This is a genomic window from Halomonas sp. CnH100-B (genome assembly GCF_024124605.1).
Lineage (GTDB): Bacteria > Pseudomonadota > Gammaproteobacteria > Pseudomonadales > Halomonadaceae > Vreelandella.
The window spans coordinates 178,478-197,037 of the sequence record NZ_JAMXRX010000006.1 but is presented as its reverse complement, the minus strand read 5'-3'; the positions used below and the strand labels follow the sequence as shown (position 1 = coordinate 197,037).

At 61.1% G+C, this 18,560-nt stretch carries 20 protein-coding genes; 8 read left to right on the top strand and 12 right to left on the bottom strand.

The window, feature by feature from the left end; all coding sequences use genetic code 11:
- Window positions 1-18: 18 nt before the first annotated feature.
- The 4 genes from argB to coaBC form a co-directional block, all read right to left on the bottom strand.
- Window positions 19-918, bottom strand: a complete 900-nt coding sequence (argB, locus tag NH398_RS14710) for an acetylglutamate kinase (RefSeq protein WP_159340971.1) — start codon at window positions 916-918, stop codon at window positions 19-21.
- Window positions 919-1,015: 97 nt separating this feature from the next.
- The gene (locus NH398_RS14705) at window positions 1,016-2,404 is read right to left on the bottom strand and encodes a phosphomannomutase/phosphoglucomutase (protein ID WP_253019125.1); all 1,389 of its coding nucleotides are present in this window, start codon (window positions 2,402-2,404) and stop codon (window positions 1,016-1,018) included.
- Between the two features lie 42 nt (window positions 2,405-2,446).
- Window positions 2,447-2,908: a dUTP diphosphatase gene (gene dut / locus NH398_RS14700; protein ID WP_253019124.1), complete on the bottom strand. Its 462-nt coding sequence runs from the start codon at window positions 2,906-2,908 to the stop codon at window positions 2,447-2,449.
- A gap of 2 nt (window positions 2,909-2,910) precedes the next feature.
- Window positions 2,911-4,179, bottom strand: a complete 1,269-nt coding sequence (gene coaBC / locus NH398_RS14695) for a bifunctional phosphopantothenoylcysteine decarboxylase/phosphopantothenate--cysteine ligase CoaBC (protein WP_253019123.1) — start codon at window positions 4,177-4,179, stop codon at window positions 2,911-2,913.
- 150 nt (window positions 4,180-4,329) lie between these two features.
- Here coaBC and radC point away from each other — a divergent pair, with 150 nt between their 5' ends.
- From radC to ald, 7 genes are all read left to right on the top strand, one after another.
- Window positions 4,330-5,004, top strand: coding sequence for a DNA repair protein RadC (radC, locus tag NH398_RS14690; RefSeq protein WP_159340979.1), 675 nt, complete (start codon window positions 4,330-4,332; stop codon window positions 5,002-5,004).
- 263 nt (window positions 5,005-5,267) lie between these two features.
- Complete coding sequence (gene rpmB, locus NH398_RS14685) at window positions 5,268-5,504, top strand: 50S ribosomal protein L28 (RefSeq protein ID WP_038481085.1); 237 nt, start codon at window positions 5,268-5,270, stop codon at window positions 5,502-5,504.
- A 37-nt stretch (window positions 5,505-5,541) separates the two neighbouring features.
- Window positions 5,542-5,697, top strand: a complete 156-nt coding sequence (gene rpmG, locus NH398_RS14680) for a 50S ribosomal protein L33 (protein ID WP_009098622.1) — start codon at window positions 5,542-5,544, stop codon at window positions 5,695-5,697.
- A gap of 138 nt (window positions 5,698-5,835) precedes the next feature.
- Entirely contained in the window at window positions 5,836-6,663 is an 828-nt protein-coding gene (gene mutM, locus NH398_RS14675) for a bifunctional DNA-formamidopyrimidine glycosylase/DNA-(apurinic or apyrimidinic site) lyase (protein ID WP_253019122.1), read from the top strand.
- A 31-nt stretch (window positions 6,664-6,694) separates the two neighbouring features.
- A complete protein-coding gene (locus NH398_RS14670) occupies window positions 6,695-7,933 on the top strand; it encodes a class I SAM-dependent rRNA methyltransferase (RefSeq protein WP_290441532.1) in 1,239 nt (412 codons plus the stop codon).
- Between the two features lie 46 nt (window positions 7,934-7,979).
- On the top strand, window positions 7,980-8,417 hold the full coding sequence (locus NH398_RS14665; RefSeq protein ID WP_253019121.1) for an acyl-CoA thioesterase: 438 nt from the start codon (window positions 7,980-7,982) through the stop codon (window positions 8,415-8,417).
- Between the two features lie 179 nt (window positions 8,418-8,596).
- Entirely contained in the window at window positions 8,597-9,712 is a 1,116-nt protein-coding gene (gene ald / locus NH398_RS14660; protein WP_253019120.1) for an alanine dehydrogenase, read from the top strand.
- A 26-nt stretch (window positions 9,713-9,738) separates the two neighbouring features.
- Here ald and NH398_RS14655 read toward each other — a convergent pair whose 3' ends face one another.
- Entirely contained in the window at window positions 9,739-9,987 is a 249-nt protein-coding gene (locus NH398_RS14655; protein WP_159340989.1) for a SlyX family protein, read from the bottom strand.
- 110 nt (window positions 9,988-10,097) lie between these two features.
- Between NH398_RS14655 and NH398_RS16765 the strand changes: the two genes are divergently transcribed.
- The gene (locus NH398_RS16765) at window positions 10,098-10,631 is read left to right on the top strand and encodes a cold shock domain-containing protein (RefSeq protein WP_159340991.1); all 534 of its coding nucleotides are present in this window, start codon (window positions 10,098-10,100) and stop codon (window positions 10,629-10,631) included.
- Between the two features lie 91 nt (window positions 10,632-10,722).
- Here NH398_RS16765 and NH398_RS14645 read toward each other — a convergent pair whose 3' ends face one another.
- The 7 genes from NH398_RS14645 to map all read right to left on the bottom strand — a co-directional run bounded on the left by NH398_RS14645 (window position 10,723) and on the right by map (window position 18,514).
- Window positions 10,723-11,112 carry a hypothetical protein gene (locus tag NH398_RS14645; protein WP_159340993.1) on the bottom strand — a complete coding sequence of 130 codons (390 nt, stop codon included), beginning with the start codon at window positions 11,110-11,112 and terminating at the stop codon, window positions 10,723-10,725.
- Window positions 11,109-12,281, bottom strand: a complete 1,173-nt coding sequence (dapE, locus tag NH398_RS14640; RefSeq protein WP_253019119.1) for a succinyl-diaminopimelate desuccinylase — start codon at window positions 12,279-12,281, stop codon at window positions 11,109-11,111. Before dapE ends, NH398_RS14645 begins: the two co-directional genes overlap by 4 nt.
- Window positions 12,268-13,293 (bottom strand): 2,3,4,5-tetrahydropyridine-2,6-dicarboxylate N-succinyltransferase, encoded by a 1,026-nt coding sequence (gene dapD / locus NH398_RS14635; RefSeq protein WP_253019118.1) that lies wholly within the window; start codon window positions 13,291-13,293, stop codon window positions 12,268-12,270. Before dapD ends, dapE begins: the two co-directional genes overlap by 14 nt.
- A gap of 57 nt (window positions 13,294-13,350) precedes the next feature.
- Window positions 13,351-13,695 carry a Spx/MgsR family RNA polymerase-binding regulatory protein gene (locus NH398_RS14630; protein ID WP_253019117.1) on the bottom strand — a complete coding sequence of 115 codons (345 nt, stop codon included), beginning with the start codon at window positions 13,693-13,695 and terminating at the stop codon, window positions 13,351-13,353.
- 33 nt (window positions 13,696-13,728) lie between these two features.
- The gene (dapC, locus tag NH398_RS14625) at window positions 13,729-14,925 is read right to left on the bottom strand and encodes a succinyldiaminopimelate transaminase (RefSeq protein WP_253019116.1); all 1,197 of its coding nucleotides are present in this window, start codon (window positions 14,923-14,925) and stop codon (window positions 13,729-13,731) included.
- 122 nt (window positions 14,926-15,047) lie between these two features.
- Entirely contained in the window at window positions 15,048-17,723 is a 2,676-nt protein-coding gene (locus tag NH398_RS14620) for a [protein-PII] uridylyltransferase (RefSeq protein WP_253019115.1), read from the bottom strand.
- The gene (map, locus tag NH398_RS14615; protein WP_159341004.1) at window positions 17,723-18,514 is read right to left on the bottom strand and encodes a type I methionyl aminopeptidase; all 792 of its coding nucleotides are present in this window, start codon (window positions 18,512-18,514) and stop codon (window positions 17,723-17,725) included. Before map ends, NH398_RS14620 begins: the two co-directional genes overlap by 1 nt.
- Between the last annotated feature and the right edge of the window lie 46 nt (window positions 18,515-18,560).

The window sequence follows — 18,560 nt, the reverse complement described above, 5'->3', positions numbered from 1 at the left end:
TCTTGCCCTCCGTCGCGATTAGCCTGCGTCAGTGATCAGGGTGCCTACCCCGGCGTTGGTGAAAATTTCCAGCAGTACGGCGTGGGGCACACGCCCATCGATGATGTGGGCGCTGTTCACGCCGCCTTTCACCGCGTCCAGCGCGCAGCGGATCTTGGGGAGCATCCCGCCGTAGATGGTGCCGTCGGCAATCAGACCGTCCACCTGAGCGGTCGTGAGCCCGGTCAGGACCTTGCCTTCGCTGTTCATCAAGCCTGCCACATTGGTGAGCAGCATCAGCTTTTCGGCGTTCAGCGCTTCGGCCAGCTTTCCTGCCACCAGGTCGGCGTTGATGTTGTAGCTGTTCCCTTCGTCATCGACCCCGATAGGCGCGATGACCGGGATGAAGTCGCGAGCGGCCAGCATCTCGATGAGGTCGGTGGAGATCGACTCCACTTCGCCCACGTGGCCAATATCGATGATCTCCGGCGCGGTCATCTCCGGGCTTTGGTGCTCTACCTTGAGCTGGCGAGCGCGAATTTGAGCGCCATCTTTTCCGGTCAAACCAATCGCTTTGCCGCCGCTTTGGTTGATCAGGTTGACGATGCTCTTGTTGACCAAGCCGCCCAGTACCATCTCGACCACGTCCATGGTTTGGGAGTCGGTGACCCGCATGCCGTTGACGAAGCGGGATTCGATATTGAGCTTCTCCAGCAGGCTGCCAATTTGCGGGCCGCCGCCGTGCACCACTACCGGGTTGATGCCAACCTCTTTCATCAGCACGATGTTACGAGCAAACGAGTCGATCAGCGTGTCTTCGGTCATGGCGTTGCCGCCGTATTTGACGACGACGGTTTTACCGGAAAATTGCTGAATATAGGGAAGTGCTTCTGACAGCACCTCCACAACGACCTGAGGGTCGCGGCTAGCTGAACTCATGACGATGTCCCTTGGCTCTTTTTTAATGTCGGTTGCGTCGTTGTGCGCGGCTGGCAATCACAGCCTGTTTAACACGTCGCGCGTTCTAAAGGCGCGATCATGCCGTTGTGGTGGCCGGTATGGTCAGTGTAGGTGCGACACCGTGCAGCGCGTTTGCAAAGCGTTCACGGATGCGAGCAAGTGCTTCGCTGTCCTTTCCCTCGAAACGCAGAACCAGTGCAGGCGTCGTGTTTGAGGCGCGGCATAATCCCCAGCCGTCTGGGTAATCAACGCGAATGCCATCCAGCGTGGTTTTGATACCTTCGCCGAAGTCGCCCTCTCTGGCAAGCGTCTCGATAATGGCAAATTTTTCTTCATCGGCAACGCTGATATTGATCTCTGGCGTGCTGACATCCTGGGGGAACTGGTCGAAAAAAGCGTCCGCATCGCCTTGGAACTGGGCAAGGATCTCCAGCAGTCGAGCGGCCGAGTAGAGGCCGTCATCGAAACCGTACCAGCGCTCTTTGAAAAAGAGATGACCGCTCATTTCACCGCCCAGCAGCGCGCCGGTCTCTTTCATCCGCGCTTTGATGAGCGAGTGGCCGGTGCGCCACATCTCGGGGTCGCCGCCTGCCTCGCTAATCACCTTCGCTAGGTTGCCGGTGCACTTGATATCGAAGACGACTTTGGCGCCTGGGTTGCGCGACAGCATATCGGTGGCAAACAGCATCATCAGGTGGTCGGGATAAATCATGCGCCCTCGGGGCGTGACGACGCCTAGACGGTCACCGTCGCCATCGAAGGCCAGGCCGACGTCGGCACCGGTCTGTTGAACGTGGCGAATCAGGTCCTGCAGATTTTCAGGCTTACCGGGGTCGGGGTGATGGTTGGGGAAGCGCCCATCGATCTCGGCGAACAGCGGCGTGGTGGCGACGCCCAAGCGTTCGACGAGCTGGGGGCCTAATTCGCCTGCCACACCGTTGCCGCAATCCACCACGGCGCTGAGCGGGCGTGCCAGCGTCACATCGCTCAAGATGCGCTCCAGGTAGGTGGCGCGCAAATCGTGGTGGCGAACGCTACCGTTGCCTTGAGTGAAATTACCTGCCTGAATGCGCTCAAAGAGCGCAGTAATCGCGTCGCCCGATAAGGTGTCGCCCGCCAGGACGATTTTAAAGCCATTGTAGTCCGGCGGGTTGTGGCTACCGGTGAGCATCACGCCTGAGCGGCTCTCTGCCAGCGTATGCGTGGCAAAGTAGAGGACCGGTGTGGGCACCATGCCGATGTCGATCACGTCCCGCCCTGCGGCCTGTAGGCCGCGAATGAGCGCCGCCTGCAGGCGCGGCCCAGACGTCCGGCCATCCCGGGCCACGATCACCGTCTGTTCGCCACGAGCGGCCGCTTCGGAGCCGACGGCGCGGCCAATCAGCTCGGTGGTGGCGTCGTCAAGTGTGTCATCTACTACGCCGCGTATGTCGTAGGCGCGAAATATCGAAGCGGGTACGGTCATCATCGATCCTTGAAAACGCTGATAGGGGAGTGAGTCGGCGCGTTATTGACGCCCGGTGCTGCCAAAACCGCCGCTGCCGCGGGACGAGTCGGTGAAGCGATCGACGAGGTCGAGATCGGCTTGCACCACGGGCACCAGAACGTATTGGGCGAGCCGTTCGAAGGGGGTGATCGTGAAGCTGGCCTGACCGCGGTTCCAGACCGAGATCATCAGCTCGCCCTGGTAGTCGGAGTCGATCAAACCTACCAGATTGCCCAGTACGATGCCGTGTTTATGGCCAAGGCCAGAGCGCGGCAAAATCATGCCCGCTAAGCCTGGATCTTCGATATAGATGGCCAGCCCGGTGCGCACGAGCTGACACTCGCCAGGGGCGAGCGTCAGCGGCTCATCCAGCAACGCCCGTAAGTCCATGCCTGCAGAGCCTGCCGTGGCGTAGGTGGGCAGATAGTCATGCAGACGCTCGTCCAAAACGTGGCACTGTAGGCGCGGGCGGGGGCTACTCATGGTCAGGCTCCAGAGTTGGTCAAGGAGAGTTGTGTGAAAGCGCGTTGAACGATCAGCGCGGCCAAGTGGGTTTTGGGTTGCGGCGCCGCCGCCCATTGCTCGCTTCCATGGGGCGTTCGCCATAGCAGGAGCGCGGCGTTGTCGTCGCTGCCAAAGCCCAGGCCCTGCTGGGAAACGTCGTTGGCGACGATCATGTCGAGCCCTTTGCGGGTGAGCTTGTCCTGGGCGTAGCGCTCCACGTCCTGGGTCTCGGCGGCAAAGCCCACGACGAAGGGGCGCTGGCCGTCTGGCAGTGCCGCCACGTCGGCAATGATGTCGGGGTTTTTCACCAGCGTGAGCGTCAGGGTGTCCTGGTCGTCGGTTTTTTTCAGCTTGTGCTCGGCCGCATGGGCGGCGCGGTAATCGGCCACCGCTGCGCAACCAATGAACAGCGCTGCCGTTGGTGCGAGACGTAGCGCTGCCTCGTGCATCTGCAGGGCCGTATCGACGCTGATCCGCTCGACCCCCTGAGGGGTGGGCAGATTGACCGGGCCGCTGATCAGCGTTACCCGTGCCCCTTGCGCGGCGGCTTCGGCTGCCAGGGCATAGCCCATCTTGCCTGAGCTGTGATTCGACAGGTAGCGGACGGGGTCTAATGCTTCCCGGGTAGGACCAGCAGTAATCACCACGTGCGGAGCATCTTGGGAGGCAATGGACGGTGGAGCAAAATGGCGGCGAAGCGCTTCAATGATCTCCTCAGGCTCGCTCATTCGCCCTGGGCCGACGTCACCGCAAGCTTGGTCGCCTGCGGCGGGGCCAATGAGCTGCCAGCCGTCGCTGGCCAGCTGGGCGACGTTGCGCTGAGTGGCGGGGTGGCGCCACATGGCTTGATTCATCGCTGGCGCGATGAGTCGTGGCGCCTCGGAGGCCAAGCAGAGCGTAGTGAGCAGGTCATCAGCCATGCCGTGCACCAGCCGCGCGATCAGGTCGGCCGTGGCGGGGGCGATGACGATGGCATCCGCCCAGCGGGCGAGCTCGATATGTCCCATGCCGGCTTCCGCGTCAGGATCGAGGAGCGAGGTCCGCACGGGCTCGCCCGAGAGCGCCTGAAGCGTGAGGGGCGTGATGAAGGCTTGGGCCCCCTCGGTCATGACCACGCGCACTTCGCAGCCCGCCTGCTTGAGCAGCCGTACGATCAGCGCGCTTTTGTACGCCGCGATGCCCGCGCTAACGCCGAGCAGCAGGCGCTTACCCGCAAGTGACGACAAAGGGGAGTGCGAAAGTGAGGCCATGGTGGGCAGTCCAGTGTGACGATCAACAAGGGGCTTACCATACCATTTGACCGATTATTTTGGCATGCTCAGGCGAGCGCTAATAAAGCTAGGTAAAGTGAGGCATGCGGTAGGCATCGCTCATCAAGTGTAGAGGCAGGGAGGCGTCGAATGGGAATTAATCACTGGCCTGAGGGCGAGCGGCCACGGGAAAAACTGCTCAATATGGGCGCTCAGGCGCTCTCGGATGCGGAGCTTCTGGCTATTTTTCTTCGCGTAGGGGTGCAGGGGCGATCTGCGGTGGATTTGGCGCGGGACCTGCTGACCAGTTTCGGGGGGTTAAGGCAGTTGCTGGAAGCCGACCAAACCCAGTTCTGTGCCGCTCGGGGGCTGGGGAGCGCTAAATTTGCGCAACTACAGGCCACACTTGAGCTTTCAAGGCGGCATTTAGCCAGTCAACTGGCGCGTGGCAATGCGTTAACCTCACCTGCCTTAGTGCGTCACTACCTGAGCTCTCAGCTGCGTCATTTGGGGCATGAAGAGTTCGCGGTACTTTTTTTGGATACGCAGCACCGAATTATTCGCTATGAATCCCTGTTTCGCGGTACCCTAGACAGCGCATCCGTTTATCCCCGCGAAGTTGCCAAGCGTGCGCTGGAACTACACGCTGGCGCTGTCATCCTGGCCCACAATCACCCCTCGGGTGTGGCTGAGCCCAGCGATGCCGATCGACGTATCACCGAACGCTTGAAAGATGCCCTTGCACTCTTTGACGTGCGGGTTCTCGATCATTTTGTGGTGGGAGACGGAGACGTGGTGTCGTTTGCCGAGCGTGGCTGGCTATAGCCGTCATATCAGCAGGAGAAAACGTGCGGCGGGTCGTAAGGCCAATGCCTCTTTTCTAAGTAAATTGTCCAAAAACGCGCTTTTTTGGCCTTTTTGGGCGGTTTCGCTTGCTGGTAGCTAGGTGCTCTGGTATAAAGTGCCACCTTTGAACTTGGGTTGAATAACGGATTTGGGTACAGCTAGGCGGTTAACTGCGTCGACTCCCTCCCTGCTCCGGTTTGCCCGACAGTTTTGAACAACTCGCCAAGCGGTTGGAGGCTCTCATGTCCAAAGTATGTCAGGTTACCGGCAAGCGTCCGGTAACTGGTAATAACGTTTCTCACTCCCAGCGTAAGACACGTCGTCGTTTCTTGCCGAACCTGCACACCCATCGTTTTTGGGTTGAATCCGAAAACCGCTTCGTCAAGCTGCGCGTTTCCTCCAAAGGCATGCGCATCATCGACAAGAAAGGTATCGAGACGGTTCTGGCCGACATCCGCAAACGCGGCGACGCTATCTAAGCTAGCTTCTGCTAAGCACTTTTGGGAGAGTTAAACCATGCGCGATAAGATCAAGCTGGTGTCTAGTGCCGGTACTGGCCACTTCTACACCACTGATAAGAACAAGCGGAACACCCCGGATAAGTTCGAATTCAAGAAATACGACCCGGTGGTCCGTAAGCACGTCATCTACAAGGAAGCCAAGATCAAGTAATCGCGGTTACGATGATCGGCTTTCACCGCAGGCGAGCGCCTGTTGAAAAACCCGGCCCAAAGCCGGGTTTTTGCATGTCTGTCGTTAGTGCCCTGGCTGGTCCTGGCTGTCACGGCGCTGTCATCATAGGCTTTCATCATGCCCGAACTGCCTGAAGTAGAAACCACACGACGTGGCATTGCCCCCTATCTCGAAGGACAAGAGATTACCGAAGTGCGAGTGCGCCAGCCGCGCTTGCGCGTGCCGGTGCCTGACGATCTGGCCGATCGCCTGATCGGCGCGCGCGTCGGCGAGCTGGCGCGCCGCGCCAAGTATTTGCAGATGCCGCTAGCCATGCCCGATGGCCATGCCACGCTGCTGTGGCACTTGGGCATGTCGGGAAGCCTGCGTATTGCGCGCCTGGGCGACGTGCCTAAAAAACACGATCATGTGGATCTTGTGACGGCCAGCGGCTATGTGCTGCGCTACCATGACCCGCGGCGGTTTGGGTTCGTCGACTGGCAGCAGGGCGACGGCAGTCGCGATACCCGCCTTGCGCATCTTGGCCCCGAGCCGCTGAGCGAGGCTTTCGATGGCCAGTGGCTCTACCGCCTGTCCCGTGACAAGCGCGTGGCAGTCAAACCCTTTTTGATGGATAACCGCGTGGTCGTGGGTGCGGGCAATATCTATGCCGCTGAAGCGCTGTTCATGGCTGGTATCGACCCGCGCCGTGCGGCGGGGCGTATCTCCCGGGCGCGCTACGATGCGCTGGCGGCCGCCGTCAAAGAGGTCTTGGCGGCAGCCATTACCCAGGGCGGCACCACGCTGCGCGATTTCGTCAGCGGCCAAGGAGAGCCCGGTTATTTCGCCCAGCGGCTGAACGTTTACGGTCGCCACGGGCAGCCCTGCCTGCGCTGTGGCAGCGAGCTGAGGCGGATCACTCTGGGCCAGCGGGCCAGCGTGTTTTGCCCCGGCTGCCAGCGCTAATCGCCGCCTTGGGCGGCGACCTGTTTTGCTTATGCGGGCAGCGCGTCGACGTTGCTCGCCTGCTCTTTTGGAGATTGTTGTGACTCAACGCCTGCGCCTGAACAAGAACGCCGATCGCCGCTTGAAGGCTGGCCATCTGTGGATCTACTCCAACGAAGTCGATATCAAAGAGACGCCGCTGAAAAACTTTGCGGCGGGTGAGCCTGCGCTCGTGGAGGCGTCCAACGGAAAAACGCTGGGCGTGGCTTACGTGAATCCCCACTCGTTGATCTGTGGGCGCGTCATGTCCCGCGATCCTGAAATGCGCCTGGACCGCTCGCTGTTCGTGCATCGTTTCAATCAAGCGCTCGCGCTGCGTCAGCGCGTGTTCGATCAGCCGTTCTATCGTCTGATTCACGGTGAAGGCGATCTGCTGCCGGGCTTGGTGATCGACCGGTTTGGCGATGTGCTGGTGGTGCAGCTCAACACCGCCGGTATGCAGGCACTGGCAGAGGAGATCGTCGATGCGCTGGAGAAAGTCGTCAAGCCGAGCGCCATCGTCTTCCGTAACGACACCGGTGGCCGCCGTCAGGAGGGTCTGGAAGCCCACGTGGAAGTGGTCAAAGGCACGCTGCCCGATGAAGTGCTGCTGGTCGAAAATGGCGTCACCTTTGCCGTGCCGGTGCTGAACGGCCAGAAAACCGGCTGGTTCTACGATCACCGCGTCAACCGCGCTTGGCTCAACAGCCAAGTGGCGGGTAAGCGCGTGCTGGATGTCTTCAGCTACGTGGGTGGCTGGGGCGTTCAGGCAGCGGCCAGCGGGGCATCAGAAGTGCTCTGCGTAGACGCATCCGGTGCGGCGCTGGAGCAGGTGGCGCGTAACGCCGAACTCAACGGTGTTCAAGAGCAGGTGGCGATTGGCGAAGGCGACGCCTTTGAAGCCCTGGCGGCATTGAAGGCCGATGGCGAGCAGTTCGACGTGGTGATTCTCGATCCGCCTGCGTTCATCAAAAAGCGCAAGGACATTCCCAACGGTGAGCGCGCCTACTCGCGTCTCAATCGTGAGGCGATGCGTTTGCTGGGCCGCGACGGCCTGCTGCTGTCGGCGTCGTGTTCCATGCACTTGGCGTCCGAGCGCTTGGTCGACGTAGTCCGTGGCGCGGTGCGCCACCAGGATCGTCACGGCCAGGTCATCTTCCAGGGCCACCAAGGGCCGGATCATCCGGTGCATCCGGCCATTCCGGAAACGGCCTATTTGAAGGCGCTGGGCGTTCGCGTATTCCGCGATTGAACCCCCCGCTAACCGTCAATATGAGGTAGAACAAGGAGAGAGCCACATGGAGTGGGCATTGCCAGACCCGTTTGTGATCGACCTGAAGGTGCTGCCCGAGGCGATCGATGCCTATCAGCACGTCAATAACAGCGAGTACTTGCGCTGGGTTGAGCAAATTAGCTGGGCGCACTCCGAGGCACTGGGGCTCTCTCTTGAGCGCTACCGAACGCTGGACAGGGCAATGGTGGTACACCGCCATGAGCTGGACTATCTCGCACCCGCCTTTTCCGGCGATGCGCTGCAGCTTGCGACTTGGATCGTCGCCTGCGACGGCCGGTTTAGCCTAACCCGTCGCTTTCAGTTGAAGCGTGTGGAGGATGGCAAAACGCTGCTCAACGCCCGCACCCGATTTGCTTGCGTGGCCCTCTCCAGCGGCCGCCCGAAGCGTTTGCCCGACGAGTATCAGCGTATCTATGGCAGTGCGGTGATCGAGGAGCGATGAGGCGGCGCTGAGGAGCGTCGATTTTTTCGTGTGCCGCGCTCACGCACTAGATCTTTCTGTTAAAAAACGCCTTAGCCGACGTTTTTTTCGTTTTGATTCATAGGGGTGGTGGTTCTCACCGGCTGTGCTGTAATGCAGTGAGCGACGTGTCGTTCATCCGAATTGTGGAGAATTCAGCCATGAAAATTGCCGTTCCCAAAGAGATCAAAAATCACGAGTACCGAGTCGCCCTCACGCCGACAGGGGTGCGCGAGCTAACCAGGCGTGGCCACCATGTCTACGTGGAGAGTGGCGCGGGCGACGGCGCAGGCTTTCCCGATAGCGCTTATCAAAGCGCGGGCGCCACCATCGAAAAAAGCGTGGAGGCGCTGTGGCAACACGCCGAGCTGATCTTGAAAGTCAAAGAGCCGCAGCCAGAGGAGGTCGCGCGTCTCACCCCGGAGCATACGCTGTTTACCTACTTGCACTTGGCCGCTGAAAAGTCCCTCACCCAAGGGCTAATGGAAAGCGGTGCCACTTGTATTGCCTACGAAACCATTACCGATGCCAAAGGCGGCCTGCCACTGCTTGCCCCCATGAGCACCGTCGCTGGCCGAATGGCCGTACAGGCGGGGGCGCATAGCCTGGAGAAAGCGCAGGGCGGTTCTGGCGTACTGCTGCCGGGTGTCCCCGGTGTGTCGCCAGGCAAAGTGACAGTGATCGGCGGTGGCGTGGTGGGCGAGAACGCTGCTCGCATGGCGCTGGGACTGGGCGCGGACGTCATGATTCTGGATAAATCCATTGCCCGGCTGGAAGTGCTGGATGATCGCTATCAGGGGCGCATCAAAACCGTTTACTCCACGGCCGACGCGCTGGATCACGCGGTACGAGAGTCGGACATGATCGTGGGGGCCGTGCTCATTCCGGGGGCTGCAGCCCCCAAGCTGATCACGCGTGCCATGCTGGCAGACATGAAGCCGGGGAGCGTACTGGTAGACGTGGCGATCGATCAGGGCGGTTGTTTCGAAACCAGCCGGCCCACCACCCACGCCGAGCCTACGTATCTCGTGGATGGCATCGTTCACTACTGCGTGGCCAACATGCCCGGCGCCGTAGCGCGGACCTCTACGCTAGGGCTGACCAATGCCACTCTCCCTTTCGTGCTGGCGCTCGCCGATAAAGGTTGGCAACGAGCCCTCGCCGACGATGCGCACTTTTTACCCGGCTTGAACGTACATAACGGTCAGATCACGTACCGCGCGGTCGCAGAGGCCTTTGGGTTGGAGAGCGTGGACCCCGGCAGTGTAGTGGGGTGATAAAGGGGTGAAGCGTGGTCTAGCGCTCAATAGTGGGGCGGAACGTCATCTTCAGGGCGGAAACTGCCTTGGGTATCACCCGCCTGGAGCGCCTGATGCTGTTCCCGTAGCCGTTCGCGCATCAAGGCGCTAAGTTGCTCGAGTTTTTCCAAGCGGCGCTCTTGCTGGGCGACCGCTTGGTCGAGCGTATCCAACCAGTGTTCCTGATAAGCCAGCCGACTCTCCATCGATTCAAGACGTTGAGTGAGCTCGGCAGGCGATAATTCGTTTGTCATGATAACATCGTCACCTTGTGTAGTATGCTCGGTACTGTTAGGAATGGGCCTGGTAGTTCGAGTATTGTCCTTCGTCTGTTACCCATACAACAAGAGAGCTTTCATCATCTATGAACCCAAAAGTTGTTTTTCGCTGTTTCTTTATCAGTATCTTACTCGCCGCCCCCACGCCGCTTTTGTTGGCGGGGATCGTTCATTTAACCAATGCACCGATGGCTGATCAGTGGTTGGCCGAAGCGGCGTTTAGTGTGTATGCCGCCGTGGCCCTTGGCTGCTTTGTCATGTTGTTTGTGGGCACGTTAGCCGCAGCGGCTCTGGCACCGCCGATGGTGGTGAAAGCGGATGTGGCACGAGTAAAACCAGCACCGCGCCAGCCTCAAGCGCCTGCTCCGGTGGCGGAAGATGATGAAGAGGAAGATATCATCGACCCCAACGATGGCCGTGAAGAGGGAGAGGTCAAGTGGTTCAACACCAATAAAGGGTACGGCTTCATTACCCGCGATAACGGGGAAGACGTGTTCGTTCACTTCCGTGCGATTCGTGGCCGTGGCCCGCGCATGCTGGCAGAAGGTCAGATCGTTCGCTATCACGTCATTAAAAACGATCGCGGCCTGCAGGCCGATGACGTCAGCATTATCGAGTAAGCGTTCAGGCGCTGCCGCATAGGCGTAGCGCTAACGGGCGTGTCGGCGTGCCGATAGAGAAAACCCCCGCAACGTGCGGGGGTTTTTGCGTTTAGCGGCCTGAGTCCGGCCATTCGATGGCGCTCTCCTGCCCGCCGGGCAGCACTTGCCAAAAGCGGTCAGGGTCATCGCCGGGGTGCCAGCCTCCCAGCGAGCAGCGGACTTCCACCTGCAGCGCTTCGGCGGCGTGCTGGGCGCACTCTTGGTCGGTGTGCCACGGCGTCTGGCTGCTGTCGAACCAGAGACTTGCAAAACCATCGGCAGCGTTGTCCACCAGCAGCACCGGCACGCTATCGCCCTGATGTTGGCCGCGGGTTTTCCATTTCCCCTTGCCTGCCGGGCTGAGGGGTGGTGCGCTCAGAACCTCGGCCAGCCAAGCATTGACGTCATCCAGCGTGACCCGCGCCAGATACACTTCGATATCCGGAAACCGCTCCATCATACGCTTACCTCATCGGTGGTCAGCAGCGCTTGCAGGGTTGCTTCGTAGATGCGGCTCAGCCCATCCAAATCGCTGGCCCGCACGCGCTCGTTCACCTTGTGAATGGTGTCATTGAGCGGTCCGAGTTCGACCACCTGGGTGCCTAGGGTGGCAATGAAACGGCCATCGGAGGTGCCGCCGCTGGTGGAGAGCTGCGGACGCTCACCGGTCACGGCATCCACGCCACGAATCGCCGCATCCACCAGCTCGCCTTCTGCGGTCAGGAATGGCTCGCCGTTCAGGGTCCAGTCAATGTGGTACTCGAGGCCGTGCTGATCCAGAATCGCCTCGGTGCGTGAGCGCAGCTCGTCATGGGTGACTTCGGTGGAGTAGCGGAAGTTGAACACCACCTCTACCTCGCCAGGAATCACGTTGGTGGCTCCGGTACCGGCACGCATGTTCGAGATCTGAAAACTGGTCGCAGGGAAGAAGTCGTTGCCTGCATCCCAATGCTCGTTGACGAGCGCATCCAGGGCTGGCATCGCTTGGTGAATCGGGTTGCGCGCTAGGTGAGGGTAGGCCACATGGCCCTGCACGCCTTTTACATGCAGCACGCCGCCCAAAGAGCCACGGCGCCCGTTTTTGATCACGTCGCCCAGGCGAGCGGTAGACGAGGGCTCGCCCACGATGCAGTAGTCCAAGCGTTCATTGCGCTCGCGAAGGTGTTCGACCACCGCGCGGGTGCCGTCGATGGCGGGCCCCTCTTCATCGGAGGTGATCAAAAATGCGATCCGCCCCTCGTGGTCGGGGTAGCGGGCGACAAAGCGCTCCACCGCCGTCAGCATCGCTGCTAGGCTGCCTTTCATGTCCGCCGCGCCGCGCCCGCAGAGCATGCCTTGGTCGTCGATACAGGGCTCGAAAGGCGGAAATTCCCAGTTGGTGTGTGGCCCGCTGGGCACCACGTCGGTGTGTCCGGCAAAGGCAATCACCGGGCCGTGATGACCGCGTACGGCCCAAAAGTTCTTCACGTCGCCAAAGGGGAGCTGCTCGATATGGAAACCGAGCGCCGTTAAGCGCTCGATCATCAGGTCCTGGCAGCCTTCATCGTCGGGTGTCACCGATGCCCGGCTAAGCAGCTCGAACGCCAGCGTCAGTGTCGGTGACAGTGAGTCAGGCTCAGTTATGGGCATGCAGCGCCTCGTTCAGCGCAATGGCGCTTTTATTGGTCAGGCACTCGATGCGGCCACTCTGTGAGTTGCGGCGCAGCAGCAGGTCGTCTTGGCCTGCCAGCTCGCGGGCGGCAACGGTGTTGACTTCCTGGCCCTGGTCATCCAGCAGCGTCACTTTGGAGCCTGCGGTGATGTAGAGGCCAGCTTCGACGGTGCAACGGTCACCCAGCGGAATGCCGATGCCGGCATTGGCACCAATTAGGCAGCCTTCGCCCACCTTGATGATGATGTTGCCGCCGCCCGATAGCGTGCCCATGGTCGAGCAACCGCCGCCCAGGTCAGAACCTTTGCCGACCATCACGCCTGCGGAAATGCGCCCTTCGATCATGCCGGGGCCTTCGGTGCCCGCGTTGAAGTTGACGAACCCTTCATGCATGACCGTGGTGCCTTCGCCCAGGTAAGCGCCCAGACGTACGCGGGCGGTGTCGCCGATGCGGATGCCGGTGGGCACGACGTAGTCGGTCATTTTGGGGAATTTGTCCACGCAGTCGACGGACAGCGTGCGGCCAGCCAGGCGTGCCTTGAGACGGCGGGCGGGCAGCTCTTCAATGTCGATGGCGCCTTCGTTGGTCCAGGCGATGTTTCGCAGCAGGCCGAACATGCCGGTCAGGTCCAGACCGTGAGGCTTCACCAGGCGATGCGACAGCAGGTGCAGCTTCAGGTACACCTCAGGGGCGGTTTGCGGCGGCTGGTCGCTCTCCAGGAACATCGCCACCAGCGGGCGCTGGCTAGTGGCCAGCGACTCGGCCAGGGCGGCCTGCTCGGAGTGGCCTGCCGCTTCCAGCGCTTTGGCCAGGCGGGTGCAGTCTTCCGGCAGGAAGCTCACCGGGGCATTGCCTGCCGGTGCATCCAGCGCTTCTTGGGCGGCGGCGACCAGGCTCGCATCCGGATTGAGCAGCGGGGCCGGGTAGTAGATTTCCAGCCAGTCGCCCTGGGTGTTTTGGGTGCCGATTCCAAGCGCGAAGCTCAGCATAACGCGTATTCCTTAGAGGTTAGTGAGAGAAAGTGAGTGAGAGAAGGCGAGTCCGGGTTAGCCGCTTAGCGTGTCATAGTCGCCGTCACGGTAGCCGATCATGATGGTGCCGTCGTCGAGTTCCAGCAGTGGCCGCTTGAGCAGCGTGGGGTGCTGGAGCAGCAGCTGACGCGCCGAGTTGGCATCGTAATCTTTCTCTTCGTCAGAAAGATCCCGCCAGGTTTTGCTGCGCTTGTTGATTACCTCGACCAGCGGAACACGGTTCAGGATGTGTTCGAGTAGCGCCGCCGACAAGCCATCTTTACGCAGGTCGTGGGTTTTATACATCAGCGCTTTGTCGTCCAGCGCTTTGCGCGCTTTACGGCAGGTGTCGCAGTTATGAATGATGTAGAGCGTCAGCATAGAGCCTCCTGTCGTCGTCTTAGGCGGCGCGGACTAGCCGCGCTCGATCAGTTGGCGAAGGCGCGTGGCCGCTTCCAAGGTCGGCTCAAGCTCCGCCACTAAGGCTAAGCGTAGCCGACCCGCGCCAGGATTATGGCCGTTGTGGCCTGGGCGGCCCATTAAACTGCCGGGAAGCACGCTCACGTGTTGTTCGCTGAATAGCCGCTGGGTAAAGGCGATATCGTCGCCGCCCGGTACTGCAGGCCAGAGGTAGAAGCTCGCTTCGGGGGTGGGGAAGTCCATCACCGGGGCGAGTACTTCCGTCACCGCGCTGAACTTTTCCCGGTAGGCGTCGCGGTTGGCGCGCACGTGGGTTTCGTCCTGCCAGGCTGCGATGGACGCGTGCTGCAGCGGCAGCGACATGGCGCAGCCGTGATAGGTGCGGTAGCGCTTGAACGGGGCGAGTAGGTTCGCATCGCCCGCCACGAAGCCAGAGCGCAGCCCTGGTAGGTTGGAGCGCTTGGAGAGCGAGTGGAAGACCACACAGCGGCGGTAGTCATTGCGGCCAAGCTCGGCACAGGCTTGTAAAAGCCCGGGCGGCGGCGTGTTCTCGTCTAGGTAAAGCTCGGAGTAGCACTCGTCGGAGGCGATGATGAAGTCGTGCTCATCGGCCAGGGCAATCAGCTGTTTGAACTCGGCCAGCGGCGTGACGGCCCCGGTCGGGTTGCCCGGCGAGCAGATAAACACGATCTGCACGTCGCGCCAAGTGTCGGCGCTGACCGCTGAAAAATCGGGGCGGAAGCCGTTTTCGGCGGTGCAGTCCAGGTAGAGCGGCTCGCCGCCTGCCAGTAGCGTCGCGCCTTCGTAAATTTGGTAGAACGGATTGGGCACGGCCACCTTGGCGGGGCGCGTGCGATCCAGCGCGGCCTGCACGAAGGCGAAGATCGCTTCGCGGGTGCCGTTCACCGGCAGTACCTGGCGTTCGGCGTCCAGCCCCGCGAGGCCAAAGCGCTGGGTCGCCCAGGCGGCGATGGTCTCACGTAGCGCAGGCAGGCCGTTGGTGGCCGGATAGCGGGCCATGTCGAGCTGATGGGCAATGAGAGCGTCCAGCGCGCCTTGATAGGGGGCGTGCTGAGGTTCGCCGATCGTCAGCGGAATATGCGTCAGTCCCGCCGGGGGCGTGAGCGTCGCTTTGAGGGCAGCCAGCTTTTCAAACGGATAGGGGTGTAGGGCGTTGAGATCAGGGTTCATGGCGCGTCCGTTGAGAGCGTAAGGGCGGGAGCGGTAGGCAAAACCATTTATCGAACCGCCGATTATAGGCAAGCCCTGGGGCAGGCTCAAACCTAACCACCAGGGCAGGGCGACTTTATGGTTTAGACGCCTAGCACTTCTATCAGCCGTTCGCGAAGCTGCTGCTGGCGTTCGGAGTCGGTGAGCGGCTCGCCTGCCTTGGTGGTAATGAAGAACACGTCCTCTACCCGCTCGCCCAACGTGGCGATCTTGGCGGCCGAGAGGGCAATATCCTGCTCCATGAAGATGCGCCCTACCCGAGCCAGCAGGCCGGGGCGGTCGGGGGCGGTCAGTTCCAGCAGGGTACGCTCGTTGGCCGGGTCCTGTTCGATCACCACTTCGGTTGGCACTTTGAAGTGTTTGAGCTGGCGCGGCGTGTGTCGGGTGACGATCTCGGGGTAGTCGTCTGGGTCGTCCAGCTCTTCTACCAGGTGGCTGCGCATCTCTTCGATGCGCTCCGCGTCGCGAATCGGCTGACCGTGGCTATCCAGCACGATGAAGGTGTTGAGCGTCCAGTCGTTGTGCGACGTGGCAATGCGCGCATCGTGAATCGAGAGCCCGAGCTGTTCCATGGCGGCGGCGGTGGCGGCGAACAAGTCATCCACCGAGCGGGTGTGAATGAACACTTTGGTGCCGCCTTCGGCCATGTCGGCGGTGGGCGCGCTGATCAACACCAGCGGCAGCGGCGAGGGCTGGTGCGCCAGAATGCCTTGTGTCTGCCAGACGATCTCGCTGGGCGCGTACTGCAGGAAGTAATCTTCCCCCAGCGACTCCCACAGCTGGTCGATTTGGCCACTATCGACGCCCACCGTTTGTAGCAGCGAGCGTGCCTCAGTGCGAGTTTCGCGCACCCAGTCGTCTCGATCCGGTGGATTTTTCAGCCCACGGCGCAGGGCGCGTTTGGTTTCGGCGTGGAGCTGGCGCAATAGAGATGCCCGCCAGCCGTTCCATAGGGTGGGGTTGGTGGCGTTGATGTCAGCGACGGTGAGCACGTAGAGGTAGTCCAGGCGGGTCTCGTCGCGCACGATCAGCGCGAAGTCGCGGATTACGTCGGGGTCGCTGATGTCACGCTTCTGGGCAGTCATCGACATCAGCAGATGGTGCTCCACCAGCCAGCTCACTAGGTTGGTGTCGTGCTGGGAAATGTGGTGGCGATGGCAGAACTGCTCGACATCCCGCGCGCCGATTTCGGAGTGGTCACCGCCACGGCCTTTGCCGATGTCGTGGAACAGGCCCGCAATCCACAGCAGGTCCAGCTTGGGTAACTGGTGGATGAGCGTCGCTGCCACGGGGAAGTCGCCCTTGGCCTCTGGCTTGCGGAAACCGTGCAGGAATTTCAGTAGGCGCAGGGTATGGGCATCGACCGTGTAGATATGGAACAGGTCGTGCTGCATCAGCCCCACGGCGCGACCAAACTCCGGCAGGTACTTGCCGAGAATGCCGTAGCGGTTCATGCGTCGCAGCTGGCGAGGAACGTTCCCCGGTGCCCGCATGATGGCCATGAAGAGTCGCTGGTGGCGCGGGTCTTCCCGGTAGTGATCGTCGATTTGATGGCGATGGTCACGAATCAGCCGAATGGTGTCGGCGCGAACCCCCTCGATCTCCGGGTGCTTGGCCATCAGCAGGAAGAGTTCCAGCATGGCCGCGGGGCGCTCGCGAAAGAGGTTGCGCGAACGTACCTGGATATAGCCGCCCTTGGTTTCGAAGCGCTCGTTGAGCTTGACGGTTTCCAGTGACTCCTTGCCGCGCAGAATCACTTCGTCGAAGTGCTGCAGCAGCATGTCGTTGAGCCCGGCAAGGGCCGTTACATGGCGATAGTAACGCTTCATGAACTGCTCGACGGCGAGCCTTTCGGGAGTGTCCTTGAAGCCGAACATCTCGGCAATGGTGCGCTGGTGATCGAACAGCAGCCGATCTTCGGCTCGGCCTGTGAGCATATGCAGGGCGTAGCGCACCTGCCAGAGAAATGCCTGGCCCTGGCTAAGAATGCGCAGCTCGGCGTCGTTCATGAAGCCGTTGGCGACGATGTCGGTGTACTGCTCGGTGCCGAAATGGCGCTTGGCCACCCAGCCAATCATCTGGATATCGCGCAGGCCGCCGGGAGAGCTTTTGAGGTTGGGCTCCAGGTGGTACTCGGAGTTGTTGTAGCGGTAGTGGCGGGCGATCTGCTCCTGCCACTTGGCCTCGAAAAAGCGGTCGGCGGGCCACAGGTTCGGCGTGCTCAAGCGTTCGCGCATTTTCTCGCGCAGGCTCTCCGGTCCGGCGATGAGGCGCGACTCCAGCAGGTTGGTGATCACCGTCACGTCTGCTTCAGCTTCCCGTTCGCAGTCGTTGAGTGAGCGCACGCTGTGGCCGATCTCCAGGCCGATATCCCAGAGAAAGGTGATAAAAGCGCTCAGCGGCTCCCGGTAGGGGGTGTCATCGTCGTGTTCGAGCAGTAGGAGGAGGTCGATGTCCGAGTGGGGATGCAGTTCACCACGCCCGTAGCCTCCCACCGCTACCAGCGCGACGCCGTCGTCGGGCCAGGCGTGCTGGGCCCAGGCAATGGCGAGAAGCTGGTCGAGATACCACGCCCGGCCGCGAACTAGGTCGCGGATATCGGCACCGGCGCGAAACTGCTCGTCCAGCCGTGCCTGAATGTCTCGTAAAGCCGCTTTGAAGGGGGCGATGGGAGAGCGTGACCCGGCAAGCTCGGTGCGAAACAGATCGAGATCGTAAAGCGACGTGTCCGGCTCGAACCGGTAGTGGTGAAGAAGCATCAGCGATTCAGGAAGCTAAAGTCTTCGTCGCTGCGTGCCGTCAGCACGTCAACGCCGGTGTCGGTGACGAGCAGGGTGTGCTCCCACTGGGCCGATAGGCTGCGATCTTTGGTGACGGCGGTCCAGCCATCGCGCAGTACCTTGGTTTTGTAACCGCCCACGTTGATCATCGGCTCGATGGTGAAGCACATGCCCGCTTCCAGGCGGATGTCGGCATCGGGGGCGTAGCCGTCGTAGTGCAGGAACTGCGGGTCTTCGTGAAAGTCGGCACCAATGCCGTGGCCGCAGAAATCACGTACCACCGAGTAACCATGGGCTTCGGCGTGCTGCTGAATCACACGGGCAAGCTCAGAAAGACGCACGCCAGGCTTGACCAGCTCGATGCTTTTATAAAGGCACTCTTGGGTGATGCGGCACAGGCGTTCGCCCTGAATGGTGTCGCCCACCACGAACATCACGCTGGAGTCGCCGTGGTAGCCATCGGGCGTGCGTACGGTGATGTCCAGGTTCATGATGTCGCCGTTTTTGAGCTTTTTGGCGTCATCGGGGATGCCGTGGCACACCACATGGTTGATGGAGGTACAGGTTGCTTTGGGAAAGCCGTGGTAGTTCAGCGGTGCCGGCGTCGAGCCCAGCTCGTTAACGATGTACTCGTGGCACAGGCGGTCGATCTCGCCGGTGCTGATGCCCGCTTTGACGTGGGGCGTGATCATTTCGATAACGCTGGCCGCCTGGCGACCGGCTTCGCGCATTTTCTCGATTTCAGAAGGCGTCTTGATGGGAACGTTCATGAATTCTCGATGTGGCTTCTGGGTAAGTGATGAGCGGCCAATTGCG

Coding starts and splice junctions, on each gene's coding strand:
- NH398_RS14645 (WP_159340993.1), bottom strand. CDS start 11,112: ATGATGGAGCGGTTTCCGGATATCGAAGTGTATCTGGCGCGGGTCACG.
- NH398_RS14655 (WP_159340989.1), bottom strand. CDS start 9,987: ATGACAAACGAATTATCGCCTGCCGAGCTCACTCAACGTCTTGAATCG.
- rpmB (WP_038481085.1), top strand. CDS start 5,268: ATGTCCAAAGTATGTCAGGTTACCGGCAAGCGTCCGGTAACTGGTAAT.
- dut (WP_253019124.1), bottom strand. CDS start 2,908: ATGAGTAGCCCCCGCCCGCGCCTACAGTGCCACGTTTTGGACGAGCGT.
- NH398_RS14630 (WP_253019117.1), bottom strand. CDS start 13,695: ATGCTGACGCTCTACATCATTCATAACTGCGACACCTGCCGTAAAGCG.
- coaBC (WP_253019123.1), bottom strand. CDS start 4,179: ATGGCCTCACTTTCGCACTCCCCTTTGTCGTCACTTGCGGGTAAGCGC.
- dapE (WP_253019119.1), bottom strand. CDS start 12,281: ATGCCCATAACTGAGCCTGACTCACTGTCACCGACACTGACGCTGGCG.
- mutM (WP_253019122.1), top strand. CDS start 5,836: ATGCCCGAACTGCCTGAAGTAGAAACCACACGACGTGGCATTGCCCCC.
- NH398_RS16765 (WP_159340991.1), top strand. CDS start 10,098: ATGAACCCAAAAGTTGTTTTTCGCTGTTTCTTTATCAGTATCTTACTC.
- NH398_RS14670 (WP_290441532.1), top strand. CDS start 6,695: ATGCGGGCAGCGCGTCGACGTTGCTCGCCTGCTCTTTTGGAGATTGTT.
- argB (WP_159340971.1), bottom strand. CDS start 918: ATGAGTTCAGCTAGCCGCGACCCTCAGGTCGTTGTGGAGGTGCTGTCA.
- map (WP_159341004.1), bottom strand. CDS start 18,514: ATGAACGTTCCCATCAAGACGCCTTCTGAAATCGAGAAAATGCGCGAA.
- NH398_RS14705 (WP_253019125.1), bottom strand. CDS start 2,404: ATGACCGTACCCGCTTCGATATTTCGCGCCTACGACATACGCGGCGTA.
- radC (WP_159340979.1), top strand. CDS start 4,330: ATGGGAATTAATCACTGGCCTGAGGGCGAGCGGCCACGGGAAAAACTG.
- dapD (WP_253019118.1), bottom strand. CDS start 13,293: ATGCTGAGCTTCGCGCTTGGAATCGGCACCCAAAACACCCAGGGCGAC.
- NH398_RS14665 (WP_253019121.1), top strand. CDS start 7,980: ATGGAGTGGGCATTGCCAGACCCGTTTGTGATCGACCTGAAGGTGCTG.
- rpmG (WP_009098622.1), top strand. CDS start 5,542: ATGCGCGATAAGATCAAGCTGGTGTCTAGTGCCGGTACTGGCCACTTC.
- dapC (WP_253019116.1), bottom strand. CDS start 14,925: ATGAACCCTGATCTCAACGCCCTACACCCCTATCCGTTTGAAAAGCTG.
- ald (WP_253019120.1), top strand. CDS start 8,597: ATGAAAATTGCCGTTCCCAAAGAGATCAAAAATCACGAGTACCGAGTC.
- NH398_RS14620 (WP_253019115.1), bottom strand. CDS start 17,723: ATGCTTCTTCACCACTACCGGTTCGAGCCGGACACGTCGCTTTACGAT.